At 39.1% G+C, this 21,586-nt stretch carries 16 protein-coding genes; 10 read left to right on the top strand and 6 right to left on the bottom strand.

All coding sequences use genetic code 11. The features are described from left to right. Positions 1-572 precede the first annotated feature (572 nt). Complete coding sequence (locus tag K5Q58_RS19090; protein WP_220755447.1) at positions 573-1,010, bottom strand: MarR family winged helix-turn-helix transcriptional regulator; 438 nt, start codon at positions 1,008-1,010, stop codon at positions 573-575. Positions 1,011-1,110: 100 nt separating this feature from the next. Here K5Q58_RS19090 and K5Q58_RS19085 point away from each other — a divergent pair, with 100 nt between their 5' ends. From K5Q58_RS19085 to K5Q58_RS19075, 3 genes are all read left to right on the top strand, one after another. Next, on the top strand, positions 1,111-1,659 hold the full coding sequence (locus K5Q58_RS19085; RefSeq protein WP_220755446.1) for a DUF2798 domain-containing protein: 549 nt from the start codon (positions 1,111-1,113) through the stop codon (positions 1,657-1,659). Between the two features lie 91 nt (positions 1,660-1,750). Then, positions 1,751-2,065: a DUF3861 domain-containing protein gene (locus K5Q58_RS19080; RefSeq protein WP_220755445.1), complete on the top strand. Its 315-nt coding sequence runs from the start codon at positions 1,751-1,753 to the stop codon at positions 2,063-2,065. 80 nt (positions 2,066-2,145) lie between these two features. Beyond that, the gene (locus tag K5Q58_RS19075) at positions 2,146-3,000 is read left to right on the top strand and encodes an SDR family oxidoreductase (protein ID WP_220755444.1); all 855 of its coding nucleotides are present in this window, start codon (positions 2,146-2,148) and stop codon (positions 2,998-3,000) included. An 85-nt stretch (positions 3,001-3,085) separates the two neighbouring features. Here K5Q58_RS19075 and focA read toward each other — a convergent pair whose 3' ends face one another. Next, positions 3,086-4,030 (bottom strand): formate transporter FocA, encoded by a 945-nt coding sequence (focA, locus tag K5Q58_RS19070; protein ID WP_220755443.1) that lies wholly within the window; start codon positions 4,028-4,030, stop codon positions 3,086-3,088. Positions 4,031-4,646: 616 nt separating this feature from the next. Between focA and pflB the strand changes: the two genes are divergently transcribed. Further along, entirely contained in the window at positions 4,647-6,929 is a 2,283-nt protein-coding gene (gene pflB, locus K5Q58_RS19065; protein ID WP_220755442.1) for a formate C-acetyltransferase, read from the top strand. 92 nt (positions 6,930-7,021) lie between these two features. Beyond that, positions 7,022-7,753 carry a pyruvate formate lyase 1-activating protein gene (gene pflA, locus K5Q58_RS19060; RefSeq protein WP_220755441.1) on the top strand — a complete coding sequence of 244 codons (732 nt, stop codon included), beginning with the start codon at positions 7,022-7,024 and terminating at the stop codon, positions 7,751-7,753. 10 nt (positions 7,754-7,763) lie between these two features. On the opposite strand, the gene yfbV is transcribed toward pflA, so the two are convergent. Then, complete coding sequence (gene yfbV / locus K5Q58_RS19055) at positions 7,764-8,207, bottom strand: terminus macrodomain insulation protein YfbV (RefSeq protein ID WP_220755440.1); 444 nt, start codon at positions 8,205-8,207, stop codon at positions 7,764-7,766. 175 nt (positions 8,208-8,382) lie between these two features. On the opposite strand from yfbV, the gene ackA reads away from it, so the two are divergent. The 3 genes from ackA to K5Q58_RS19040 all read left to right on the top strand — a co-directional run bounded on the left by ackA (position 8,383) and on the right by K5Q58_RS19040 (position 12,918). Next, positions 8,383-9,582, top strand: coding sequence for an acetate kinase (gene ackA / locus K5Q58_RS19050; protein WP_220755439.1), 1,200 nt, complete (start codon positions 8,383-8,385; stop codon positions 9,580-9,582). Between the two features lie 63 nt (positions 9,583-9,645). After that, complete coding sequence (gene pta / locus K5Q58_RS19045; RefSeq protein ID WP_220755438.1) at positions 9,646-11,793, top strand: phosphate acetyltransferase; 2,148 nt, start codon at positions 9,646-9,648, stop codon at positions 11,791-11,793. Positions 11,794-12,468: 675 nt separating this feature from the next. Beyond that, the gene (locus K5Q58_RS19040) at positions 12,469-12,918 is read left to right on the top strand and encodes a hypothetical protein (RefSeq protein WP_220755437.1); all 450 of its coding nucleotides are present in this window, start codon (positions 12,469-12,471) and stop codon (positions 12,916-12,918) included. Positions 12,919-13,549: 631 nt separating this feature from the next. Here the strand turns inward: K5Q58_RS19040 and hrpA are convergent. After that, positions 13,550-17,425 (bottom strand): ATP-dependent RNA helicase HrpA, encoded by a 3,876-nt coding sequence (gene hrpA / locus K5Q58_RS19035; protein WP_220755436.1) that lies wholly within the window; start codon positions 17,423-17,425, stop codon positions 13,550-13,552. Positions 17,426-17,558: 133 nt separating this feature from the next. Then, positions 17,559-17,975 (bottom strand): CBS domain-containing protein, encoded by a 417-nt coding sequence (locus K5Q58_RS19030; RefSeq protein ID WP_220755435.1) that lies wholly within the window; start codon positions 17,973-17,975, stop codon positions 17,559-17,561. 548 nt (positions 17,976-18,523) lie between these two features. Between K5Q58_RS19030 and K5Q58_RS19025 the strand changes: the two genes are divergently transcribed. Further along, positions 18,524-18,703, top strand: a complete 180-nt coding sequence (locus K5Q58_RS19025; RefSeq protein WP_220755434.1) for a DUF6435 family protein — start codon at positions 18,524-18,526, stop codon at positions 18,701-18,703. A 287-nt stretch (positions 18,704-18,990) separates the two neighbouring features. On the opposite strand, the gene K5Q58_RS19020 is transcribed toward K5Q58_RS19025, so the two are convergent. After that, entirely contained in the window at positions 18,991-20,406 is a 1,416-nt protein-coding gene (locus K5Q58_RS19020; RefSeq protein ID WP_220755433.1) for a DUF4397 domain-containing protein, read from the bottom strand. A gap of 381 nt (positions 20,407-20,787) precedes the next feature. Here K5Q58_RS19020 and K5Q58_RS19015 point away from each other — a divergent pair, with 381 nt between their 5' ends. After that, positions 20,788-21,543: a hypothetical protein gene (locus tag K5Q58_RS19015; RefSeq protein ID WP_220755432.1), complete on the top strand. Its 756-nt coding sequence runs from the start codon at positions 20,788-20,790 to the stop codon at positions 21,541-21,543. The last annotated feature ends 43 nt before the right edge of the window (positions 21,544-21,586 follow it).

The following is a 21,586-nucleotide window of genomic DNA, read 5'->3' as shown; positions in this document are numbered from 1 at the left end:
TGACGCCGCTAAAGCTATTACCATAGTTATTCCAGCCTAAACCAAACGCATTGGCGATATCTAAGTACAAATTCGACATACCTGCATTATTGGCATCAATAGCTATCCCTTTATTTATCGCATTGCCTGCCCCACCCGCAAGATAAATACCTGATTTGGATTCACAATCAAAGGGGAGAATTCAGAATTTAAAGGTAAAACATTGAAATACAATGCAATATATTTTGATTGAAATGTATGCAGTTGGATTGCATACGTATTCATAGATCTTTATTAGAAAAGGGCAATTTAATGAAGGTTTTATCACTTTATTTAGAGAGATAGACGAAAATATTAATACCGCCACGATTTTAATTATATTGGCCTATTGCACGAAATAAGTTCGTTCATAAATAACAAGATACAAAACAGTATTAAAAGAAAATTTAGTTTAAAAATTTAACTTGATTAGGTGATTCATACTGCCGCAAACAGCAGCATTAATTTGTTATTCATTTCAAATAGAAAGCTTTGCTGTGTAAGTTTACAAGCAACACTAACAGCAGAGTTTAAACTCACACAAAGCTTCACTATTAATTAAGTGACTTTGCACCTAAATTTGTTGCCATTCTCTTAGCGATAACTTGAAATACCGCGAGCTCATCTTCTGTCATCCCAGCTGTCATTTGTTGATAAATATTTTTATCAATTGAATTGATCTCCCCCATTATCAACTGACTTTTTTCAGTTAAACGCAAACATTGGCTGCGCTTATCTTCAGGGTTTGGTTCCTTAACAATCAGCTCTTGGGTAATTAATGTATTAAGTAAACGCGTCACTTGGGCCTTGTCACGATTTAAAAAGTTCGCGATATCTATAGCGCTACACGGCGCTTTTTTACTAATGATTTTAAGTACTCGCACATGCATCGGTGCGATGTCTAAATCCAGTTGCTCAATATTATCGTGTAACTGACGCTTCAAAACATGTACTAACTGAAACAGGCTTTCTAATGATTTTCTATCTTGCATAACGAGACTCCACAACAAAACTAGTTGACATTATCAACCATAAAAACTATAGTTGATATTATCAACTACATTAACAGTTATTTCAAGACGGAGGATAACTATGGTTCATCAAGCATTAAATCCACAATCACTGAACGCACAAGCGATTAATTCACCCACGTTTAATTCAAGCGAGATAGTTACCTTGAAGCCAACAAATAATAAAACACCTCTGATTTATAAAGTGCTCACCGTCTTAGGCATGATGACATTAATGGGCGGCACATTAACAGGTGTGATGACATTTTTAAATCTTGGTTACAGCGATAGTTTTTTCTCTGACTGGTTAAGTGCATTTTTGCTGGCAGCAGTTACAGTGATGCCAGCGGGTTTTACCATGATGGCATTACTAACAAAGCTCGTAGAGATACTCATGCTCAATTCGGGAGAGAAACTAAAGAACACGCTTATAGGTATTAGCATGGCTTTGATTATGGAATCAGGTATCGCACTATCGACAACTTACAATAATCTTGGGGTTACAAATTCGGAAACGTTTTTTACCGCTTGGTTCAATACTCTAGTCACAGCGCTGCCTTTTGCGCTAACCATAATGGTTATCGTGTCATTGACCATAAAACCTAAAGTAGAAGCCATATTAAAAGGCTAAACATTAATCACTAAACATTAATCACTAAACATTAATCACTAAACATTTACTTCAAATTTAACGACTATAAACTATTTATAAGGTATTAATTATGAGCACAATTATCCGTAAAGGTCACAGCTATCGTATTACTGTCGAAGAAGTCAACTTACCAGAGTCACAGGTAGGTAGAACGTTAGGTTTTGAATTTCAAGATAGAGAAGACTTATTCAACGTTGTTGATAAATTACAACAAGGCAGTGGGTTAGAAACATCTTTAGCGACTAGAGTTGCAGTGTCATTGCGCCTATTAGGTCCTGTGATGATGGAAAACCGTAAGCACCCATTATTTGCTGAATTTATGCCACACTTTAAATCATTTATGCAGAACTTAAAAAGTACAGTTAAAAGCACAATGAAAAAATAGTAATTTATTAAGGTGTACTAAACACACCTTAAGAATCAACTATGGATAAATTATCAATTTAATCCTTTAGGAGTTATTGAATGAACATCGCTATTACCGCTGCAAGCGGACAACTAGGTACAGCAATTGTAAAAGCTCTGTTAGCCATTAACCCTAAAGAAAATGTTATCGCATTAGCACGAACGCCAGCTAATGCGCGACATCTAGGTGTGGAAGTTCGACCTGGCGATTACAACGAACCATTACAATTAGAGCAGTCACTGCAATCAATTGATTTACTGCTACTCGTCTCTGGTATGGATGCACCTGATAAACGAATTCGTCAACATCGTAATGTCATTGAAGCGGCTAAAAAAGCCGGTGTGAGAAAAATAGTTTACACCAGTGTTCAAGGGGCAGAAGAAAATACCGCCTTCTCCCCTGTTATTCAAAGTAATCGTCAAACAGAGCAAGATGTTAGAGATAGTGGTTTAGATTGGGTCATTGGCCGTAATGGAATCTATATAGAGCCGGATATTGAATACATCGACAGTTATAAAAAATTAGGCTTTATTACTAATTGTGCTAATGATGGTAAATGCGGCTATACCACCAGAAGTGAGCTGGGCTTTGCCTATGCGTGCATGCTCACCAATGATAAGCATAACAGTCAAACTTATAACCTCCATGGGGAAGCACTCACTCAATATCAATTGGCTGACTATATGAATCAAGCCTTTGATACCGAATTGACTTATAAACCCATGACGGTTGAAGAATATCAGCAAGATAGAATTGCTGAACTAGGTGATTTTATCGGTACTGTGATTGCGGGAATTTATCAAGGGATCCAAGAAGGTAAAGCAAATAATCCAAGTCACTTTGTACAAGCTGCAGGCAGAGCACATATTAGCTGGGACGAGTACTTCACTGACTTTAAAAGTCATAATATATAAACGTTCGACTTGTTCTAGATAGCACAAAGCCCAGTATTTACTGGACTTTTATATATTTGAGTCGCTTATGAAAATTGCTTCACAATCAATCTTTTTGCTCAGCTTTAGTCACTAACGATGCATTGCTCGCACCTTCAGAACCAATCGTTAATTTACCTTGTTGAACAAGCCAGAAACCTAATCCAACAAACACCCCGCCGCCAACAATATTGCCTAATGTCACCGGAATGAGATTGTTAAATACAAAATTGATTAAGGTTAAATCGGCATATTGCTGAGGGTTAATGTTTAACGCAAGGTAGAAACTTTCAGGAGCAAAGCTATGTATCGCAACTCCCAAAGGCACCATAAACATATTGGCAATACTATGCTCAAAGCCACTACTAACAAACATCGCTACAGGTAATATCATTAATAAAGATTTGGTTAATAAATCTTTAGTTGCAAACGTCATCCACACAGCAAGACAAACCAGCATGTTACACAAAATACCTAAAGTGAAAGCTTGACCCCAAGTGTGATGGATTTTATGTTGCGCAATATTGAGTGCATTAAGCCCCCATTGTCCACCATTTAACTCGAACATACGTGACGTCATTATCAGTAGCACCATTATTAATGCACCAATTAAATTACCGCCATAAACTCGCGCCCAACATTGTAGTTGTGTTGCAGTTTTAATTTGTTTTTGTGCCCAAGGAATGGAAGTAAGTACAGTACTGGTAAATAACTCAGCGCCACATACAACCACTAAAATGAGGCCAAGGCTAAATGCAATACCACCAATAAAGCGGGTCATGCCCCAACCGCTGGTACTGCCAGTGGTTACCGTGACATAAAATACAAATGCAATGGCAATAAACGCACCTGCAAATATCGATAAGATGAAAGATTGCCAAGGGCTTTTGGCCACCTTAGCTAAACCAAAATTTTCAGCTTGTTCGTAAGTCGTCGGTTCTGACGGCTTATTCGTTAACTCGGTCGTTGAATCTGCCGATTTTTGGCGTTCTTCACCGGTTAATTTCTGCATAAAAAACCTCAAATCTTTTAAAACTCAATAGGACTAATAAAGCAAATAAACAGCGTGACTTGTTATAACAAACTTAACCGCATTCAACGCCATTATTTAATCATACAAATAAATTGGTAATACCAAGAATAGTCATGTGAACTTGGTAATAAAGCTGCTTTTAAAAGTAAAGCTTTCACTAATAAATGATCGACTTATCTAAAAGATGCTATAAAACAGTATAGCAAAGCTATATTGCGATAAGAAGGTAACAAAAAGCTAGCCAACAACAAGCCGCAAGAGTAGTCACTAATGATTGAATAAAAAACTTTTTGGTCAAAAAGTGTTAGCCAGATAACAGTTTTGTCCATATCTTATTCGATTTTGATTTAATTAAGTGAAGTTGCATAAAACCTATGCTAATATTCTTTAGGTAAATTGGTCTTACCAATTTATATTTGCAAAGATTTTCGCTAACTCAGTACCAATATTAGTGAGTTAGCCAACAGATTAGATGCCCTAGTAATTATCCATTAATAGGGGTCTCAATTTTTTGATATGCCAACTTGGTTGTAACAGTTATCAACTACCATCGTATGGGCACATCAACAGTCAATTAACGAGAAGGTAAATTACCATGACCGATAAAACAGAGTTATTTGCAAACGCTTGGCAAGGTTTTGAAGCTGGCGATTGGAAAACTGAAGTTAATGTTCGTGACTTCATCCAGAAAAACTACACACCTTATGAAGGTGACGAGTCTTTTCTAGCTGGTGCAACTCAAGCTACTGAAACACTTTGGGAAAAAGTGATGGTCGGTATTAAGCAAGAGAACAGCACTCACGCTCCTGTTGATTTCGACACAAAAATGGTTTCAACCATTACCTCTCATGATGCTGGCTATATCAACAAAGATTTAGAAACCATCGTTGGTTTACAAACTGATGCGCCACTTAAACGTGCAATGCTACCTAATGGTGGTATTCGTATGGTTGAAGGTTCTTGTAAAGCTTACGACCGTGTATTAGATGAAGACGTTAAATACACTTACTCTGAATTACGTAAAACCCATAACCAAGGCGTATTCGATGTTTATACTCCTGAAATCATGGCGTGTCGTAAGTCTGGTATTTTAACTGGATTACCAGATGCATACGGCCGTGGTCGTATCATTGGTGATTACCGTCGTATCGCACTTTACGGTGTTGACTACTTGATGAAAGACAAGTTCGCTCAGTTCTCTTCACTTCAAGCTGGTTTTGAAGCAGGCGAAGATTTAGCAAGCACAATGCAACTACGTGAAGAAATTGCAGAGCAGCATCGTTCTTTAGGTCAAATGAAGAAAATGGCAGCAAAATACGGCTGTGATATTTCTCTACCAGCAACCAATGCTAAAGAAGCAATTCAGTGGACTTACTTCGGTTACCTTGCTGCAGTAAAAAGCCAAAACGGCGCAGCAATGTCATTAGGTCGTACTTCATCATTCCTTGATATTTTCATCGAACGTGATATCGCTAACGGCGTATTAACTGAAGAACAAGCACAAGAAATGGTTGACCATTTCGTGATGAAACTACGTATGGTGCGTTTCTTACGTACTCCAGAATACGATGAGTTATTCTCTGGCGACCCAATCTGGGCAACTGAATCTGTTGCAGGTATGGGTTTAGATGGCCGTACTTTAGTGACTAAGAACAGCTTCCGTTTCTTACACACTTTATACAACATGGGCCCTAGCCCTGAGCCAAACATCACTGTTCTATGGTCGAACGAATTACCACAGGGCTTTAAAAACTTCTGTGCCAAGGTATCTATCGATACTAGTTCTATCCAGTATGAAAACGATGACTTAATGCGTCCTGATTTCGAATCAGACGATTACGCAATCGCATGTTGTGTGAGCCCGATGATTGTGGGTAAACACATGCAGTTCTTCGGTGCTCGCGCTAACTTAGCAAAAACCATGCTTTACGCTATCAATGGCGGCGTGGATGAGAAACTGAAAATCCAAGTAGGCCCTAAAGCCGACAAGATTACTGCTGAAGTTTTAGATTTTGATGATGTAATGGGTCGTTTAGACGGCTTAATGGATTGGCTAGCGACACAATATGTGACAGCACTTAACTCAATTCATTACATGCACGACAAGTACTCTTATGAAGCTGCGTTGATGGCACTTCATGACCGTGACGTTCGTCGTACTATGGCATGTGGTATTGCTGGTCTTTCAATTGCTGCCGATTCATTATCAGCAATTAAATTCGGTACGGTTAAGCCTATCCGTGATGAAGACGGTATTGCAATCGACTTCGATATTTCAGGTGACTACCCTAAATTTGGTAACAATGACCCACGTGTAGATGACATCGCTTGTGACTTAGTTGAACGCTTCATGGCTAAGATCCGTACTAAGAAAATGTACCGTGATGCGATTCCAACACAGTCAATCTTGACCATTACATCAAACGTTGTATACGGCAAGAAAACAGGTACAACTCCAGACGGTCGTCCAGCTGGCGCGCCGTTTGCTCCAGGTGCTAACCCAATGCATGGTCGTGATGAAAATGGTGCGATTGCATCACTTACATCAGTAGCGAAACTGCCTTTTGCTCACGCACAAGACGGTATATCTTACACTTTCTCTATCGTGCCAAACGCGTTAGGTAAAGATGAGACTGGTCGCCGCGCTAACCTTGCATCGCTAATGGACGGTTACTTCATGAGTAACGCTAATAGCGAAGGTGGTCAGCACTTAAACGTGAACGTGATGAACCGTGAAATGCTTGAAGATGCAATTGTGAACCCTGAAAAGTACCCACAATTAACCATCCGAGTATCAGGTTACGCTGTACGTTTCAATGCACTAACACCTGAACAGCAACAAGATGTAATTACTCGTACTTTCACTAAAGGCTTGTAATACTTGTTAAAATTGGTTGTACTAATATACCGTTATGCGTCCATAACATTTAGTTAGTGCAACCATTTTTTTTTTGCTTGTTTGGAGAGCCCATGACCACAGGTCGTATCCACTCTATTGAATCCTTTGGTACCGTTGACGGTCCTGGTATCCGCTATGTTGCGTTTATGCAGGGTTGCTTAATGAAATGTCAGTATTGCCATAACCGTGATACTTGGGATTTAGACGGCGGTAAAGAAGTCACTGTTGATGAGCTTATGAGCCAAATCATCGGTTACAAACCTTTCCTCAAATCGGGTGGTGTGACAGCAACAGGTGGAGAAGCCATTCTTCAAGCTGAGTTTGTCGCTGAGCTTTTCAAAGCTTGTAAAGAAAATGATTTACATACCTGCCTCGACACCAATGGTTTTGTCCGCAAATACTCAGCTGTGATTGATGAGTTACTCGATAATACCGACTTAGTATTACTCGACATAAAACAAATGGATGATGCCAAGCACATCGATTTAACTAAGGTCAGTAATCAACGCACGCTGCAATTTGCCGAATACTTAGCAAAGCGTAATCAAAAAACTTGGGTCAGATATGTGGTTGTCGATGGTTTTACTGAAGATCTTGCTTCAGCTAAAGCATTAGCAGACTTTATTGAACCAATGAATAATGTTGAAAAGGTAGAGTTACTACCTTATCACCAGTTAGGCACTCACAAGTGGGAAGCGTTCGGTGAAACATATTCGTTAATCGACACCAAACCACCAAGCAAAGAAACAATGGAAGCCATTAAAACGGTATTCACTGAACGTGGCATAAAAGCAGATTATTAAAAGCAGCTTACTAAAGCTGTTCCCAATAACTTTTATCCAAACGTTCAAACGCCATTTTTAAAATAAGTGCCATATCTAAATAACACGCTTTAGCGCCTAAAGGTTGGCAGGCTATGCCCATTGAACTCATTTTAGTGGTGAGCTGATTGGTCCAATCAAACAGTGTTATCGGCAAAGGATGTTTAGCACGTAATCCCAGCCATAACAGGCCTTGAATAGGCAAACTGATAAAGAATAACAGTATGGCGATGGCTTGAGGTAAAAATGCCCAGCCGTTGACATACACTTGGCTAATTGCAGCCAAGATAGCAAAAAATGGCATAAACAAAATGCCTAAATGGGTTGCCCTAACGACGCGGTATTCAGGGAAATAAAACCCAAGTTGTCGAACCATAGGCCAGGTTTTCATATAACGTCGACCATCGCCAATGATTTTGAAGACTTTTACGCTCAACGTTACGCCCTACAAGATTTGAAAGATATATGCACAATAGCACACAGCGATAATTAGCCCCAAATTTACGGTAAATTTATCGGTTGTTTAGTAATTAATTAACTATGATTGATAGTTGAAATAACACATTTCACGTCGATTTAAATTTTGCACTATCAGACTAAAAGGTCTCAACATGTCAGAAAAACTCGTACTAGTACTCAACTGCGGTAGCTCTTCTTTAAAATTCGCTGTAATTGATGCTGTTTCAGGTGATGATCACATATCAGGACTTGCTGAATGCTTCGGTTTAGAAGATTCACGCATCAAATGGAAAGTTAACGGCGCAAAAAATGAAGCCAAATTAGGCGCATTTACCGCTCACCGTGAAGCTGTTGAATACATAGTTAACAATATTCTTGCTGATCAGCCAGAATTAGCGGCTCAAATCCAAGCAATTGGTCACCGTATTGTTCATGGCGGCGAAAAATACTCTCGCTCAGTGATCATTAACGAAGACGTTATTACTGGTATTGAAGACTGTGCATCACTAGCACCACTTCATAACCCAGCGCATCTAATTGGTATTCGTGCAGCAATGGCTTCTTTCCCTGCTTTACCACAAGTTGCTGTATTTGATACTGCATTCCACCAAACGATGCCAGAACACGCTTATATCTACGCACTACCTTACAAGCTATACCGCGAACACGGCATTCGTCGCTACGGTATGCACGGGACTAGTCACTTATTTGTTAGCCGTGAAGCCGCAAAAGTGCTTAATCAAGACGTAGCTGATACTAATGTGATTGTTGCACATTTAGGTAATGGCGCTTCTGTAACTGCCGTTAAAGGCGGAAAAAGTGTTGATACTTCAATGGGTTTAACGCCATTAGAAGGCTTAGTTATGGGTACACGCTGTGGCGATATGGACCCTTCAATCATCTATCACCTAGTGAACCAACTTGGTTACACCATCGATGAAGTCAACAACTTACTCAACAAACAAAGTGGTTTGTTAGGGATATCTGAACTAACAAATGACTGCCGTGGTATTGAAGACGGTTATAAAGATGGCCATAAAGGCGCGACATTAGCATTAGAGATCTTCTGCTACCGTTTAGCCAAGTATATTGCTTCTTACACTGTGCCTTTAGGACGTTTAGATGCCGTTGTGTTCACAGGTGGTATCGGTGAAAACTCTGACATCATCCGTGCAAAAGTACTAGAAATGCTGGCTATCTTTAATTTCAATGTTAATGAAGAAAAAAACCTTGCTGCACGTTTCGGTAAAGAAGGCGTGATCACAGAAGAAGGCAGTACAGTGGCGATGGTTATCCCTACTAATGAAGAATGGGTTATCGCTGAAGATGCCATTAAGCTCATCAAAGGTTAATCACCATTGCCCTACGTAAAGCCTGCTTAGCGGGCTTTATTTACGCTATTTATAGAGGTTTCTATGTCTCGTAATATTATGTTAATCCCAATTGGTACAGGTGTAGGTTTAACCTCGCTGAGTCTTGGGATGGTACGCGCACTTGAACGCAAAGGCGTTAAAGTACAGTTCTTTAAGCCGATTGCGCAAATTCGCAATGGTGATAACGGTCCTGAACGTTCAACCACTATATTAAGCCATTCGCCAACCGTTAATCCGCTTGAGCCATTTTCAATGGAACATGCTGAAAACTTAATTCGCTCAGAGCAAATTGACGTGTTAATGGAGCAAATTATTGCTCGTGCTAGCGAATGTGCTGCCAACACAGAAACCATCGTTATCGAAGGTTTAGTGCCAACTCGCACTCACCCATTCTCAGACGACATCAACTTTGAAATTGCCAAAGCACTTGATGCCGATGTGATTTTCATTGCCACACCTGGTAACGATACACCTAACGGATTAATGAATCGCTTAGAAATCGCTTACAACTCTTGGGGTGGACACAAAAATAAACGTCTTATTGGCTCAATCATCAATAAGATTGGCGCACCTGTCGATGATGAAGGCCGTGCACGTCCTGATTTATCAGAAGTATTTGATCATGCCGAGGCATCGAGTAACGATACTTCAGCCATGTTCCAACTTCCAGGTAAAAGCCCACTGCGTATCTTAGGTAGTGTGCCTTATAACCTTGATTTAGTGTCACCTCGCGCGTCTGATTTAGCCAAGCATTTAAATGCTAAAATCATTAACGCTGGTGAGATGAACATTCGCCGCCTACGTAAAGTGACCTTCTGTGCCCGTAGTATTCCAAATATGGTTACCCATATTCGCACTAACTCTTTACTAGTCACTTCTGGCGATCGCTCAGATGTGATTGTCTCGGCCTGTCTTGCTGCAATGAATGGCGTAAAAATCGGTGCATTGCTGCTAACTGGTGGTTATGAGCCTGAGCCTGAAATCATGGCTTTGTGTGAACGCGCTTTTGAAACAGGTCTACCTGTATTTTTAATCGACAGTAACACATGGCAAACATCACTTAATATTCAACGTTTTGATCATGAAGTGCCAGTTGATGATGCTGTACGTATCGATAGCGTACAAGAGTTTGTCGCTAGCCACATTGACCAAAGCTGGATTGAGAGTGTTACTCAAAACTCTCCACGTGAGCACCGTTTATCGCCACCAGCATTCAGATACAAACTGACTGAGCTTGCACGCGCCGCGAAGAAAACCATTGTATTACCAGAAGGTGAAGAGCCAAGAACAATCAAAGCTGCCTCTATTTGTGCAGAGCGTGGCATTGCCCGTTGTGTGCTTTTAGGTAACGTTGAAGAAATCTTACGTATCGCATCATCTCAAGATGTCGTACTCGGTGAAGGTGTGCAAATCATTGACCCACTGCAAGCCCGTGACCGTTATGTGGAAGGCATGCTAGATTTACGTCGCCACAAAGGCTTAACTGAAGTCGTTGCTAAAGAGCAGTTAGAAGACAACATGGTATTAGGTACTATGATGTTAGCTCAAGACGAAGTCGACGGTATTGTATCTGGTGCGGTAAACACCACAGCCAATACAATTCGTCCTCCACTGCAATTAATTAAAACGGCTCCGGGTTCAAGCTTAGTATCTTCTATCTTCTTCATGTTGATGCCTGATCAAGTCTTAGTATACGGTGACTGCGCAATTAACCCAGATCCAAACCCTGAGCAACTTGCTGATATCGCCATTCAATCAGCAGAGTCTGCTGCGGCATTTGGTATTGAGCCACGTGTAGCAATGATCAGTTATTCAACAGGTACTTCAGGTACAGGTTCGGATGTTGATAAAGTGCGTGAAGCTACGCGAATTGCAAAAGAGAAACGTCCTGACTTAGTCATCGACGGACCACTGCAATATGATGCTGCTGTAATGGAAAACGTTGCTCGCTCTAAAGCGCCAGACAGCCCAGTAGCAGGTAAAGCAACAGTATTTGTATTTCCAGACTTAAACACGGGTAATACAACATACAAAGCGGTACAGCGTAGTGCAGATCTCATCAGTATTGGTCCAATGCTGCAAGGTATGCGCAAGCCAGTAAACGATTTATCACGCGGCGCTTTAGTCGATGATATCGTTTACACCATTGCACTTACAGCAATTCAAGCGGCGCAAAACGAACAGCCTTAAACGGTCATTCACAGCCTATTTATTACTCGGTTAATAATAGAAAACAAAAAAGCACTTTCGCTTACGCGTCTGTGCTTTTTTATTAGCTGAAAATCAAGCTCAGAAACTGAGCGATTATCAATAGCATGATTTGTGATTAATTAACTGCAAATTCTAACAAGCTGTACTAACCAGAATTACAGTTAATTTAGAGAACAAACTAGGTGCACAACAAAAATGGCTCTTCATTACTCCACTTCAATAGGATTAAAAACACTTTATTAAATTGTGTTAATAATCGTATTTGAAAAGTATTTTTTATTGAATTGCAAGTAGTACAGACGAGAGAAAAGGATATATTTTCAGATAAAAATAGAAATTCACACAAGACAAATGAAGGGTGTCACTTTTTGACCAGCACTTAAAAACATTAATTATCATTAAGTTATAAACAAGGCTAATAGTATTCAACAAAGTTGTCCACAGATTTTGTGGATAACCCAAAGTTATCCACTAAACTCTACGAGCAAGTTCAGAATAGTTATTAATACTTATTTTAGACTATATAGTAAGATATGCCACGAGTCCTATTTACAGTCAAGGTCTTTATGCCAAAATTGCTAATAACAGTTAGCTGCTTGTGTCTGCTAATTGAAATAGCGATACTGGTCTATCATCATAAGAAACTTAACTACTATGCATAAAATTATTGTCATTATTAGTGTTTTACTCCTTACTGCCTGCAGCCCAGCAGAAGAGAATCAGCAGGGTCGGTTAGAAAAAGCATTAAGCCCTGAACAAGTATCCATTGGTTTCTTTAAAGCTATCTACGTCGATCGAGATGTGCAAAAAGCCAAAGTGTTCGTCAGCCCTGAATTGCAGGAAGTTATGTCGCACTACCATATTGCTTCCGCTGTTCAGCGTCATGTATTGGGCTTATCCATGACTGATGTCAATATGAGTATTGATGATATTGATATTGACTTCTTTCGTAAGTTCACCGATGAAGTCGATGTAAAAGTGAAAATAGAAGGCTTACGAGGTGGAAGCCCTTGGGTAGATGATCGCACCATCAAATTAGTAAAAAATGGTAAGCGTTGGACGATTGTTGAAGTACTCACGGAGAAAGGCCGTATTGACTTGTAACCTTGCGCGACAATTTCTCACTTTAATAGCACCTAAATTGTAGACATAAAAAAAGCAGCTAAGGCTGCTTTTTTTATGCTTGAGAAAGAGCTAATAGTATTAGTTCAATCTACTTATTCTTCTTCAGTAGGTAGTGACTCTAGAACGTCATCTTTTACTTGATAATAAGCATTTTCATATTCATGAACTTCCATAGTAACTCCTATCAACCTAAGGTCGTTTTGTAGGGGGTAAGGAATGTCTATTATATAGGGGGTGACATTTTCCTTTACAGAGAAGCAGTAGCCATCATTACTTCTTGTTATTGATTATACCAAGCAAATAGTTTCAACCCAACCAATAATTACAAAAAACTTTCAGAAATGTATGTGAGTTTAGTAAATAACTCGTTTAATAGTGCTTTTTAGCAAGGCAAAACTGTAAGTCTTACAAAAAAGATCACGAGTGCAGCATATTAATGTCACATTTAGCTATCTCACAATACAAGCTAATCACATATGCCGACTAATTTTAAGATGATAAAAAAGCGAGTGATACCGACTTAGATATCACTCGCTATATTTTTTAAACCTATCCTTATTAGCTTATTTTGTTTAGCCAATTCTTTAGCCAAAACACTCGAGGTGAGCTCTTACACTTGGTTTATATGCATCACAATCCGTTTTTCTGAAATTGGATAAGCTGTACCTAGCACCTGTGCAAAACACGATACTCGGTATTCTTCTATCATCCAGCGCGCTTCAACCAATGACTCTGGTATAGGTTGCATTTTAGGTACTTTAGCAAGTTGAGCGGCTAATAAATCACTCACCTTAGCAATGCTTTGCATATGCAAACGGTCACGCGTTGGATCAACTGGCAGCTTATCTAAGCGGTTTTCAATTGCTTTCAAGTAACGTGCTACATCAGCAAGACGCCTCCAACCACAGTGTTCTACAAAGCCTTTAAATACTAATTTATCAAGCTGGTTATTAATGTCACTCATGGCGAAAGCGATATCTAAACTGATTTTACCTTTTAAGCGTTTTTTAATACGTTGATAAATCGTTAGTACTTGCTCGACTTGCAACGAAATTTGCTCTGCATAACCGTTAAGTTCTTGTCTTACCCAGTCTTTAGCTTGTTCAAACTGTGCTTCGTTACGCACATCAAGCTTTTTCTCATCTAACAATTGCTGAACCGAAGCTGAAATAATATCGTCAATCAGCAGTTGTACTTGACCGAAAGGATTAAAGTACATTGCAAGCTTAGCCTTATTAGGCAGCGCTTTTTGTAAGTGTTTAACTGGTGACGGGATATTGATGAGCAGTAAGCGACGTAAACCTATTCGGTGCTGACGTTCTGCTTCAAATTCGTCATCAAACAATTTAATAGAGACTTGATCTTTTTCATCAATTAACGCTGGATAAGCTTTAACTTCGTAATTGCCTTTACGCTTTTGATATTGCTTAGGTAAATCACCAAATGACCAAGTGGTGATTTCTTTCTTTTCAATACCATCCTCAGCCACATTACGAATCGCTTTTGCAACAACCCCTTGAAGTTTGTCTTTTAGGGTATCTAAATCGCGACCTTGATCCACCAGACGATGTTTGTCATCTTCAATCTTAAAATTAACGGCTAAGTGAGCACTTAACTGGGTTAAATCAAAATCATCCCCACTGATACGTGTACCTGTCATACGAAGTAACTGCTTACACATAGCATCAAGTAGCGGCATAGTAAACGGTTCCATCGCTTGCACACAAGCGCGGGCATAATCAGGTGCTGGCACAAAATTGCGACGTAGATTTTTAGGTAATGACTTAATCAGCGCTACGACCTTTTCTTCTCTAAGCCCTGGAACTAACCAATCAAAATCATCCGTATCAATTTGGTTAATCAAGGCCACAGGTATATGAACCGAAACACCATCATCTTCTGCGGCAGGCTCGAAGTGATAACTCACTTGCAGACCCAAATTAGCTTTATGCCACACTTCAGGAAAGTCCAATGCCGAAATATGATCAGCACTGCGTTGCATCAATAAGTCTTGATTGAAGTCCAGTAACTCAGGATTATCTTTACGAGCGACTTTCCACCATTTAAAAAACAGCGGCGCGTTATAAATGCCTTGTGGAACTAACGGGTCGTAAAAGTCTACCAACACTTGCTCATCAACCAAGATATCGCGTCGACGAGACTTATGCTCTAACGACTCAATATCATTCAGCAGTTGCTGATTTTTAATAAAGAAAGGCTCTTTTGTTTGTAACTGCCCTTCTGCTAACGCGCTGCGAATAAAGATTTCACGAGCCTCAACGGGATCAATAGGCCCATATTGCACTCGGCGGCGATTAACCACAGTTAGGCCATATAGCACTTGATTTTCAAAGGCGATAACACTAGCAGGCTTTGCTTCAAAGTGCGGTTCTAGATGATTTTTCTTAATCAAATGTGCCGCTAACGGCTCTAACCACTCTGGTTGAATTTTGGCACAGCAACGGGCAAATAACCGCGAGGTTTCAGTCAACTCCGCAGCCATGATCCACTTAGGGCCTTTTTTCGCTAAAGGAGAGCCTGGAAACACAAAGAACTTACGATTTCGCGCACCTAGATATTCGTTATTAGCATCTTTAAAACCAATATGGCTCAGCAAGCCTGACAGTAGGGCTTTGTGTAAATTATCATAGCTTGCTGGTGAATCATTTAACCGCCACTTTAAGTCATGTACAGCTTGTTTAATTTGAGTATATAAATCCTGCCATTCACGTACTCGTAAATAGGCTAAATACTCTTCTCGGCATTGTTTTCTGAACTGACTGGCTGATAATTCGCTTTTTTGCTCTTTTAAGTAATTCCACAGATTTACCCAACTGACAAAATCTGAGTCTTTATCGGCATATCTGCGATGACATTCATCAGCGGCTTGCTTCTTTTCAATCGGCCTTTCACGCGGGTCTTGAATCGATAAACCTGAGGCAATCACCATCACTTCGTGCAAACAGCTCATATCTTTTGCTTCAAGTACCATTCTCGCCAAACGAGGATCTAATGGAATTTTAGCTAAATCACGGCCTAGGTTTGTCAGCACTAAGTCTTTGCGTTTTTGTTTAACAGCTTGCAGCTCTTCCAGTAGTAAAAAACCATCACGAATATGCTTTTGATCAGGTGGCTGAATAAATGGGAACCCTGCAATATCACCAAGACCAATAGCCAACATTTGCAGGATAACCGAGGCTAAATTAGTACGAAGGATCTCAGGATCGGTAAACTCAGGACGCTGATTAAAATCCATTTCGTCATATAAACGAATACATATACCTGCAGCAACACGACCACAACGACCTTGTCGCTGATTAGCACTGGCTTGTGAAATAGGCTCTATCGGTAAACGTTGTACTTTGGTGCGATAACTATAACGACTAATACGCGCGGTACCAGGATCAATAACATAACGAATCCCCGGCACGGTTAATGACGTTTCAGCCACGTTGGTGGCTAATACAATTCTGCGGCCAATATGACTTTTAAATACTTTTGACTGTTCACCATAAGATAGCCGTGCATATAACGGCAAGATTTCTGTATCGCGATATTTTTGTTTACGCAACATTTCAGCTGTATCACGAATTTCGCGCTCACCATTCATGAAAATCAAAATATCGCCAGGCCCTTCGGCCATTAACTCATCCACTGCAGAGAAAATCCCATCACTGACATCTAAATCAGCATCGGTATCTCGTACTAATGGACGGTAGCGAGTTTCTACTGGGAAGGTTCGGCCTGATACTTCAATGACTGGAGCATTGTTAAAGTGTTTTGAAAAGCGTTCAACATCAATGGTTGCCGAGGTAATAATCACTTTTAAATCAGGACGTTTTTTTAGAACTTGCTTAAGGTAACCTAAAATAAAATCAATATTTAAGCTTCGTTCGTGCGCTTCATCGATAATGATCGCATCATATTGATTTAAAAACTTATCTGATGTCAGTTCAGCCAGTAAAATACCATCTGTCATCAGCTTGATATAACTGTCTGGACTTATCGCATCGGCAAATCGGACTTTAAAGCCGACAACTTCACCTAGTGGACTGTTAATTTCTTCCGCAACGCGGTTTGCCACACTTCGAGCTGCAAGTCGTCTTGGTTGAGTGTGACCAATTAAACCGCGCGTTCCTAGCCCTAACTCTAAGCAAATTTTAGGTAACTGAGTGGTTTTACCTGAGCCAGTCTCACCCGCCACAATCACCACTTGGTTGGTCGCAATGGCAGAGGCAATATCATTACGTTTTTGCGATACCGGCAAGGAGTCTGGGTAGCTAACTTGAGGAATATTATTTAGTCGGTATTGCGCTTTATCGTAAGCGTTAACCGCTTGTTCTGACAACTTAGCAAGGACTTGATCTTTCTTTTCAGACTGAGGCTCTTTTTTTAACTGAAACAACCTACGACGAATTCTAGCCGCATCGGTTTGATAACAAGAGTTTAGGTATGCTTTAGAGAGCGGGTGTTGGTCCGAATTCAAATCTAATTCCTAGCAAGTATTTCAAAAACTGCGATCCTAGCAAGGAACTAGACTGAATGGTATTAGTTTGCAACAAACAACAAGGTAAACTTAGATTTATACTGCAGGTAATTGGCGATATTACCCTTAGCCTCTATGCAGGCGTTAAATAACATTGCTGCATATATATGTTCATCGCTTTAAGTACATCAGTACGGTTAATCGTCCCCACCACCTTTGCCCCTTCTACAACTGGGTAAATCTTCGGTTTTGCCCCTAACATTTGTTCTGCCAGTTGCAATATACTGCCCTCAGGCGAAGCGGTTAAGACATCGGTTTTCATGCAATCTTTAACAGTTTCAGTCATGTCACAGTGATAGCTGCTTTTTAGCATCACTGATAAGCAGTCTTGTTGAGACAAAAATCCCACCAGCTGACCATCATTATCAATCACTGCTGCGCCCGCTTTATTTTTGGTCAGCAAATGCTCTACTGCCGTTGCTAACGACATATTGGCTTTTAACAACACAGGTTGGCGATCCATATATTCTGAAATTTGAATTGAATCCATATATTACCCCTTTAATTTTAACATCAGCGCTAGTGTTCAATCGACGATTTATGTTTAGTCATTAAAAATCAAAACTCTAAATTTTCAGTATCGACTACACCTCATCTTTGATTTAGTTATCGTACTAATAATCGTACTAATATTAGTGTAGTCAAATTTAACAAGATACGTTGATTGAATAACTAGATTGTCGTAACAGGAATTTAAGGGGGGAAATTGATGAGTGACAGACTTTCCTCAGAAGGTGAGTCATAAGATGACTCAAATATTTGCGGCCTTCATTCATCTACAAAAAACTGAGAGGCTGATTTCAGTAAAGGGAAATTACGGCAAAGCAGCCATTAATAATCGTGCTGTTAAGTGCTCAAACTCGACATACGTGAAACTAGCATGCTCGCTGAATATAAAACATTAGCAGCAAGAAACAAGCAACGGATTCTGATTGGAAAGACAACGGTTAAACTTTTCATAATAATTAATTGAAAAATATAAAACTAAAACCTGTTTAAAAACGTACTAATGCAAAAGCCTATTTAAAAGTGATTGGTATGTTTTCTATATTCAAGCAAGACCCCATCAAAAAACTCAATAAAGCTTATGAAGCTAAACTTGAACAAGCCATGTATGCACAAAGAAATGGCGATATAAAATCTTATTCAATGATAACCGCAGAAGCTGAAAACATAGTAAAACAGCTCCAAGAGCTAGAGCGGCTAAAAAAGGAGTAACTTGGTAGCGCTTCGGTGGAAAAATGCTCGTAAAATAAATGAGTTAATGTCCTATCGCCAATAGGCAAAAGAAGTTAATAGTTAGAAGTTAAGAGTTAAGAGTTAAACCTTGGCGCATAAGCATCTGATAGAAAACAATGGCGTTTATTCTGTCGCCAGTTATTTATCACCCCCACAAATTTAAGTACCAAACAAGGCTAATGCTAGCTCTAGATGGGGTTGATAGCCCCATCTAAATTAGCTACTGGTCTTCTTTACTCAAAAAGTAAAAAAGCACATGTATTCACTTAATTGTTGATATGCGTTTGCAGTTCGTAAGGCGTGCCACCGTAGGTATAGTCAGTTGCAATTAAATTAATCACATCACCTTTTTCAATACCGCGTAACGATGTTTCAATAATTAACTCATCAGTCGATGCATTGTAGATATAAATATCGTAATCACCACTTTCCAATTCATAATCATCATTACCCATATAACTTAGTTCAATTTGAGCAGAATAAGAATCAGGATTAGCACCATCATTTAAAATTAAAACGTCAATAGCATCACTTTTTATATCACTAATATTGTGGCTAACTAAAATTTTCGCATGGGTATCTATAACACGCAGATCTTCTTCATTATCATTTACAGTAATAGCTGATGATGTGTCACCAGACGTTAAGATAAGAGTACGACTACCTGGTTGCATATCAACACTAAATGTATCAATTTTATCTTCAGTCGTATTATCCATTAAGTAATAGTTTCGAGTATCACCCGTATCAATATTTTCTATTTCAATATCAACTGAGTCAGACAAAGTACCAAATTCTAGGGCACTTGTGATTAAGCTGGCTTCGTCATCGTTACTAGCATCAGTTAAATAAATATCAAGATAAACATCTAAGTAATCAGGAGCTGAAATACCATGAAAGAAGCGCACATTTGCTGCTTGTGCTTCATTGGTGAGTTTACGGCCGCCATCAGTTTCAATGTCGACGATGGTATTGACGTGATCGTCTGAACCAGCAATCAGGTAGCTAGTGAGTGCAAATATTTGAGCATCCCCGTCTGCTATCGTTATACTGTCTGTCGATGCAATAATGAGATCTGTGCCAGATTCAGTCAGTACCAGTTTGTAAACACCTGATTCAATTTCTATTTCATCACTTGACGCTTCATATGCCAATGTATGATCGGCGACTTTATTTAATAAATCTTCACCTTCGTTTAACCAGTAAACGTCAATATCAGTGGCTGAACTCGATAGATTGATAAATTGAATGATTGCATCATAGTCTTCATCAAAATCTTCATCGTATAAATCCGAAATGTCAGTCGTCAATGTTAACGATGACGGCGCATCTGTATCACCATAAATAATATATGTACTGGTTTTATTTTTGGATACACTAATACTATCGCTACTGGTGAATTCGTCATTCGTTGAGTTAGGTAAAATTTGATTGAATTCTAAGTCGTAGCTGTCATTACTGACTTGTTCGATAGTGCTTGCATCACCGAACGCTAGTTCGCCTATAGATTCATCTTCAACCATAATTTCAATCGCTGGAGATTGCGCGACTAAATTAACAAATTGATAGTAGCCCATTGAACTAGAGTCACTACTTTCCTCAAGTAATATCGTTTCCCAATCACACGCTGCTAACGTTAACGATATTCCGACAAATAAGGTTGCGGATAATATTTTTTTCATTTTTCCCTTAAACATAAGAAAATGTGCACCTAAATTGTAAATATGCATTGATTATACTTTTGAATAGTGTGAATTTTCGTAAGCATTAAGGAAAAAGCGTGGAGGTTTAGTATAAGTAAGTAAATAGGGATTCGGCGCGGTTATTTATTAAACCTAATCAAGAGGTATCAAGTTTTTAATTAGCCTTGGAACATAAGCGTTTGATAGAAAACAATTCCACTCTACTTATTCTTGCCCTCACTTATTAAGTAATTCTTATGATATGTTTATGAAGGTAAATAATTAACAAGGAGTTTATCGTGACCTTCAAGGAGTTTATCGTGACCTTCAAGGAGTTTATCGTGACCTTCAAGGAGTTTTCGCAAAGGTTACGCTAATAACATGGAAAAAATTATACCATTTATTGGTAATTCGATACTCATTTTAATCGCATTTAGCCTTTTTTTATCAGGAATCATTCCTGATGAAAGTACATTAGTAAGCTCAAATTTTCTTTACATTATATTAGGAGCGGGGGCAGCATATCTATTTTGGAAATTCACACCAGAATTACATTCTAATAAGAGTAAAAAAGAAAGAAGAAAACATCAAATGTCGGCATTTTTAGTTTTTATTTTTATACTTGTTGCTGGACCACTTGCTACAGCTAGATACGGACACATATTGCTTTCTTTGGCCGGCCAAAGTAAAGAAGTTGATTTAGAGTTAACTGTCGATTATGTAAGTAGTACATATAGTAGTGCTTATTGTGCAGGGGCAATACGTTTAAAAGGTTATTCCAACTTTGTAAACGGTAAGCTCTGTGGCGTATCAAAGCCAATATGGTCACAATTGAAAAGTGGTGACCGTATTATAGTCCAAGGTATAAAAACATATTGGGGCTTTGAATATACAAATTTAAAAAAAAATCTCGATAGAGAAATCTATCAAAGTAAAACACTTAGGTTGCTTCAAGATTTTGATAACATGGATTCAAATAAAGCTTTTGCATTAGCTAGAGGAATTGATGGTCGCGAGGTAATTGGTTATTCACATTCATATAGCTCACTTCAAAAGGCCAAAGAAAGAGCGCTTAATGAGTGCCAAGCACAGATAGAATTACATAGCATTACAACTGAATGTAAACTTATTCGGTAATTTATTATAAAAATGAACATTGGTAGTGGTAAGGAGTTTGTAA

Origin of the sequence: Shewanella sp. KT0246 (assembly GCF_019654955.1) — a bacterium.
Taxonomy (GTDB): Bacteria; Pseudomonadota; Gammaproteobacteria; order Enterobacterales; family Shewanellaceae; genus Shewanella; species Shewanella goraebulensis.
The sequence above is the reverse complement of the archived record's forward strand: the minus strand, read 5'-3'. Positions and strand labels throughout refer to the sequence as shown.

Excerpts from the sequence above, each read along its gene's own strand:
- K5Q58_RS19090 (WP_220755447.1), bottom strand. The coding sequence starts at position 1,010 with ATGCAAGATAGAAAATCATTAGAAAGCCTGTTTCAGTTAGTACATGTT.
- K5Q58_RS19085 (WP_220755446.1), top strand. The coding sequence starts at position 1,111 with ATGGTTCATCAAGCATTAAATCCACAATCACTGAACGCACAAGCGATT.
- K5Q58_RS19080 (WP_220755445.1), top strand. The coding sequence starts at position 1,751 with ATGAGCACAATTATCCGTAAAGGTCACAGCTATCGTATTACTGTCGAA.
- K5Q58_RS19075 (WP_220755444.1), top strand. The coding sequence starts at position 2,146 with ATGAACATCGCTATTACCGCTGCAAGCGGACAACTAGGTACAGCAATT.
- focA (WP_220755443.1), bottom strand. The coding sequence starts at position 4,030 with ATGCAGAAATTAACCGGTGAAGAACGCCAAAAATCGGCAGATTCAACG.
- pflB (WP_220755442.1), top strand. The coding sequence starts at position 4,647 with ATGACCGATAAAACAGAGTTATTTGCAAACGCTTGGCAAGGTTTTGAA.
- pflA (WP_220755441.1), top strand. The coding sequence starts at position 7,022 with ATGACCACAGGTCGTATCCACTCTATTGAATCCTTTGGTACCGTTGAC.
- ackA (WP_220755439.1), top strand. The coding sequence starts at position 8,383 with ATGTCAGAAAAACTCGTACTAGTACTCAACTGCGGTAGCTCTTCTTTA.
- pta (WP_220755438.1), top strand. The coding sequence starts at position 9,646 with ATGTCTCGTAATATTATGTTAATCCCAATTGGTACAGGTGTAGGTTTA.
- K5Q58_RS19040 (WP_220755437.1), top strand. The coding sequence starts at position 12,469 with ATGCATAAAATTATTGTCATTATTAGTGTTTTACTCCTTACTGCCTGC.
- K5Q58_RS19030 (WP_220755435.1), bottom strand. The coding sequence starts at position 17,975 with ATGGATTCAATTCAAATTTCAGAATATATGGATCGCCAACCTGTGTTG.
- K5Q58_RS19025 (WP_220755434.1), top strand. The coding sequence starts at position 18,524 with ATGTTTTCTATATTCAAGCAAGACCCCATCAAAAAACTCAATAAAGCT.
- K5Q58_RS19020 (WP_220755433.1), bottom strand. The coding sequence starts at position 20,406 with ATGAAAAAAATATTATCCGCAACCTTATTTGTCGGAATATCGTTAACG.
- K5Q58_RS19015 (WP_220755432.1), top strand. The coding sequence starts at position 20,788 with ATGGAAAAAATTATACCATTTATTGGTAATTCGATACTCATTTTAATC.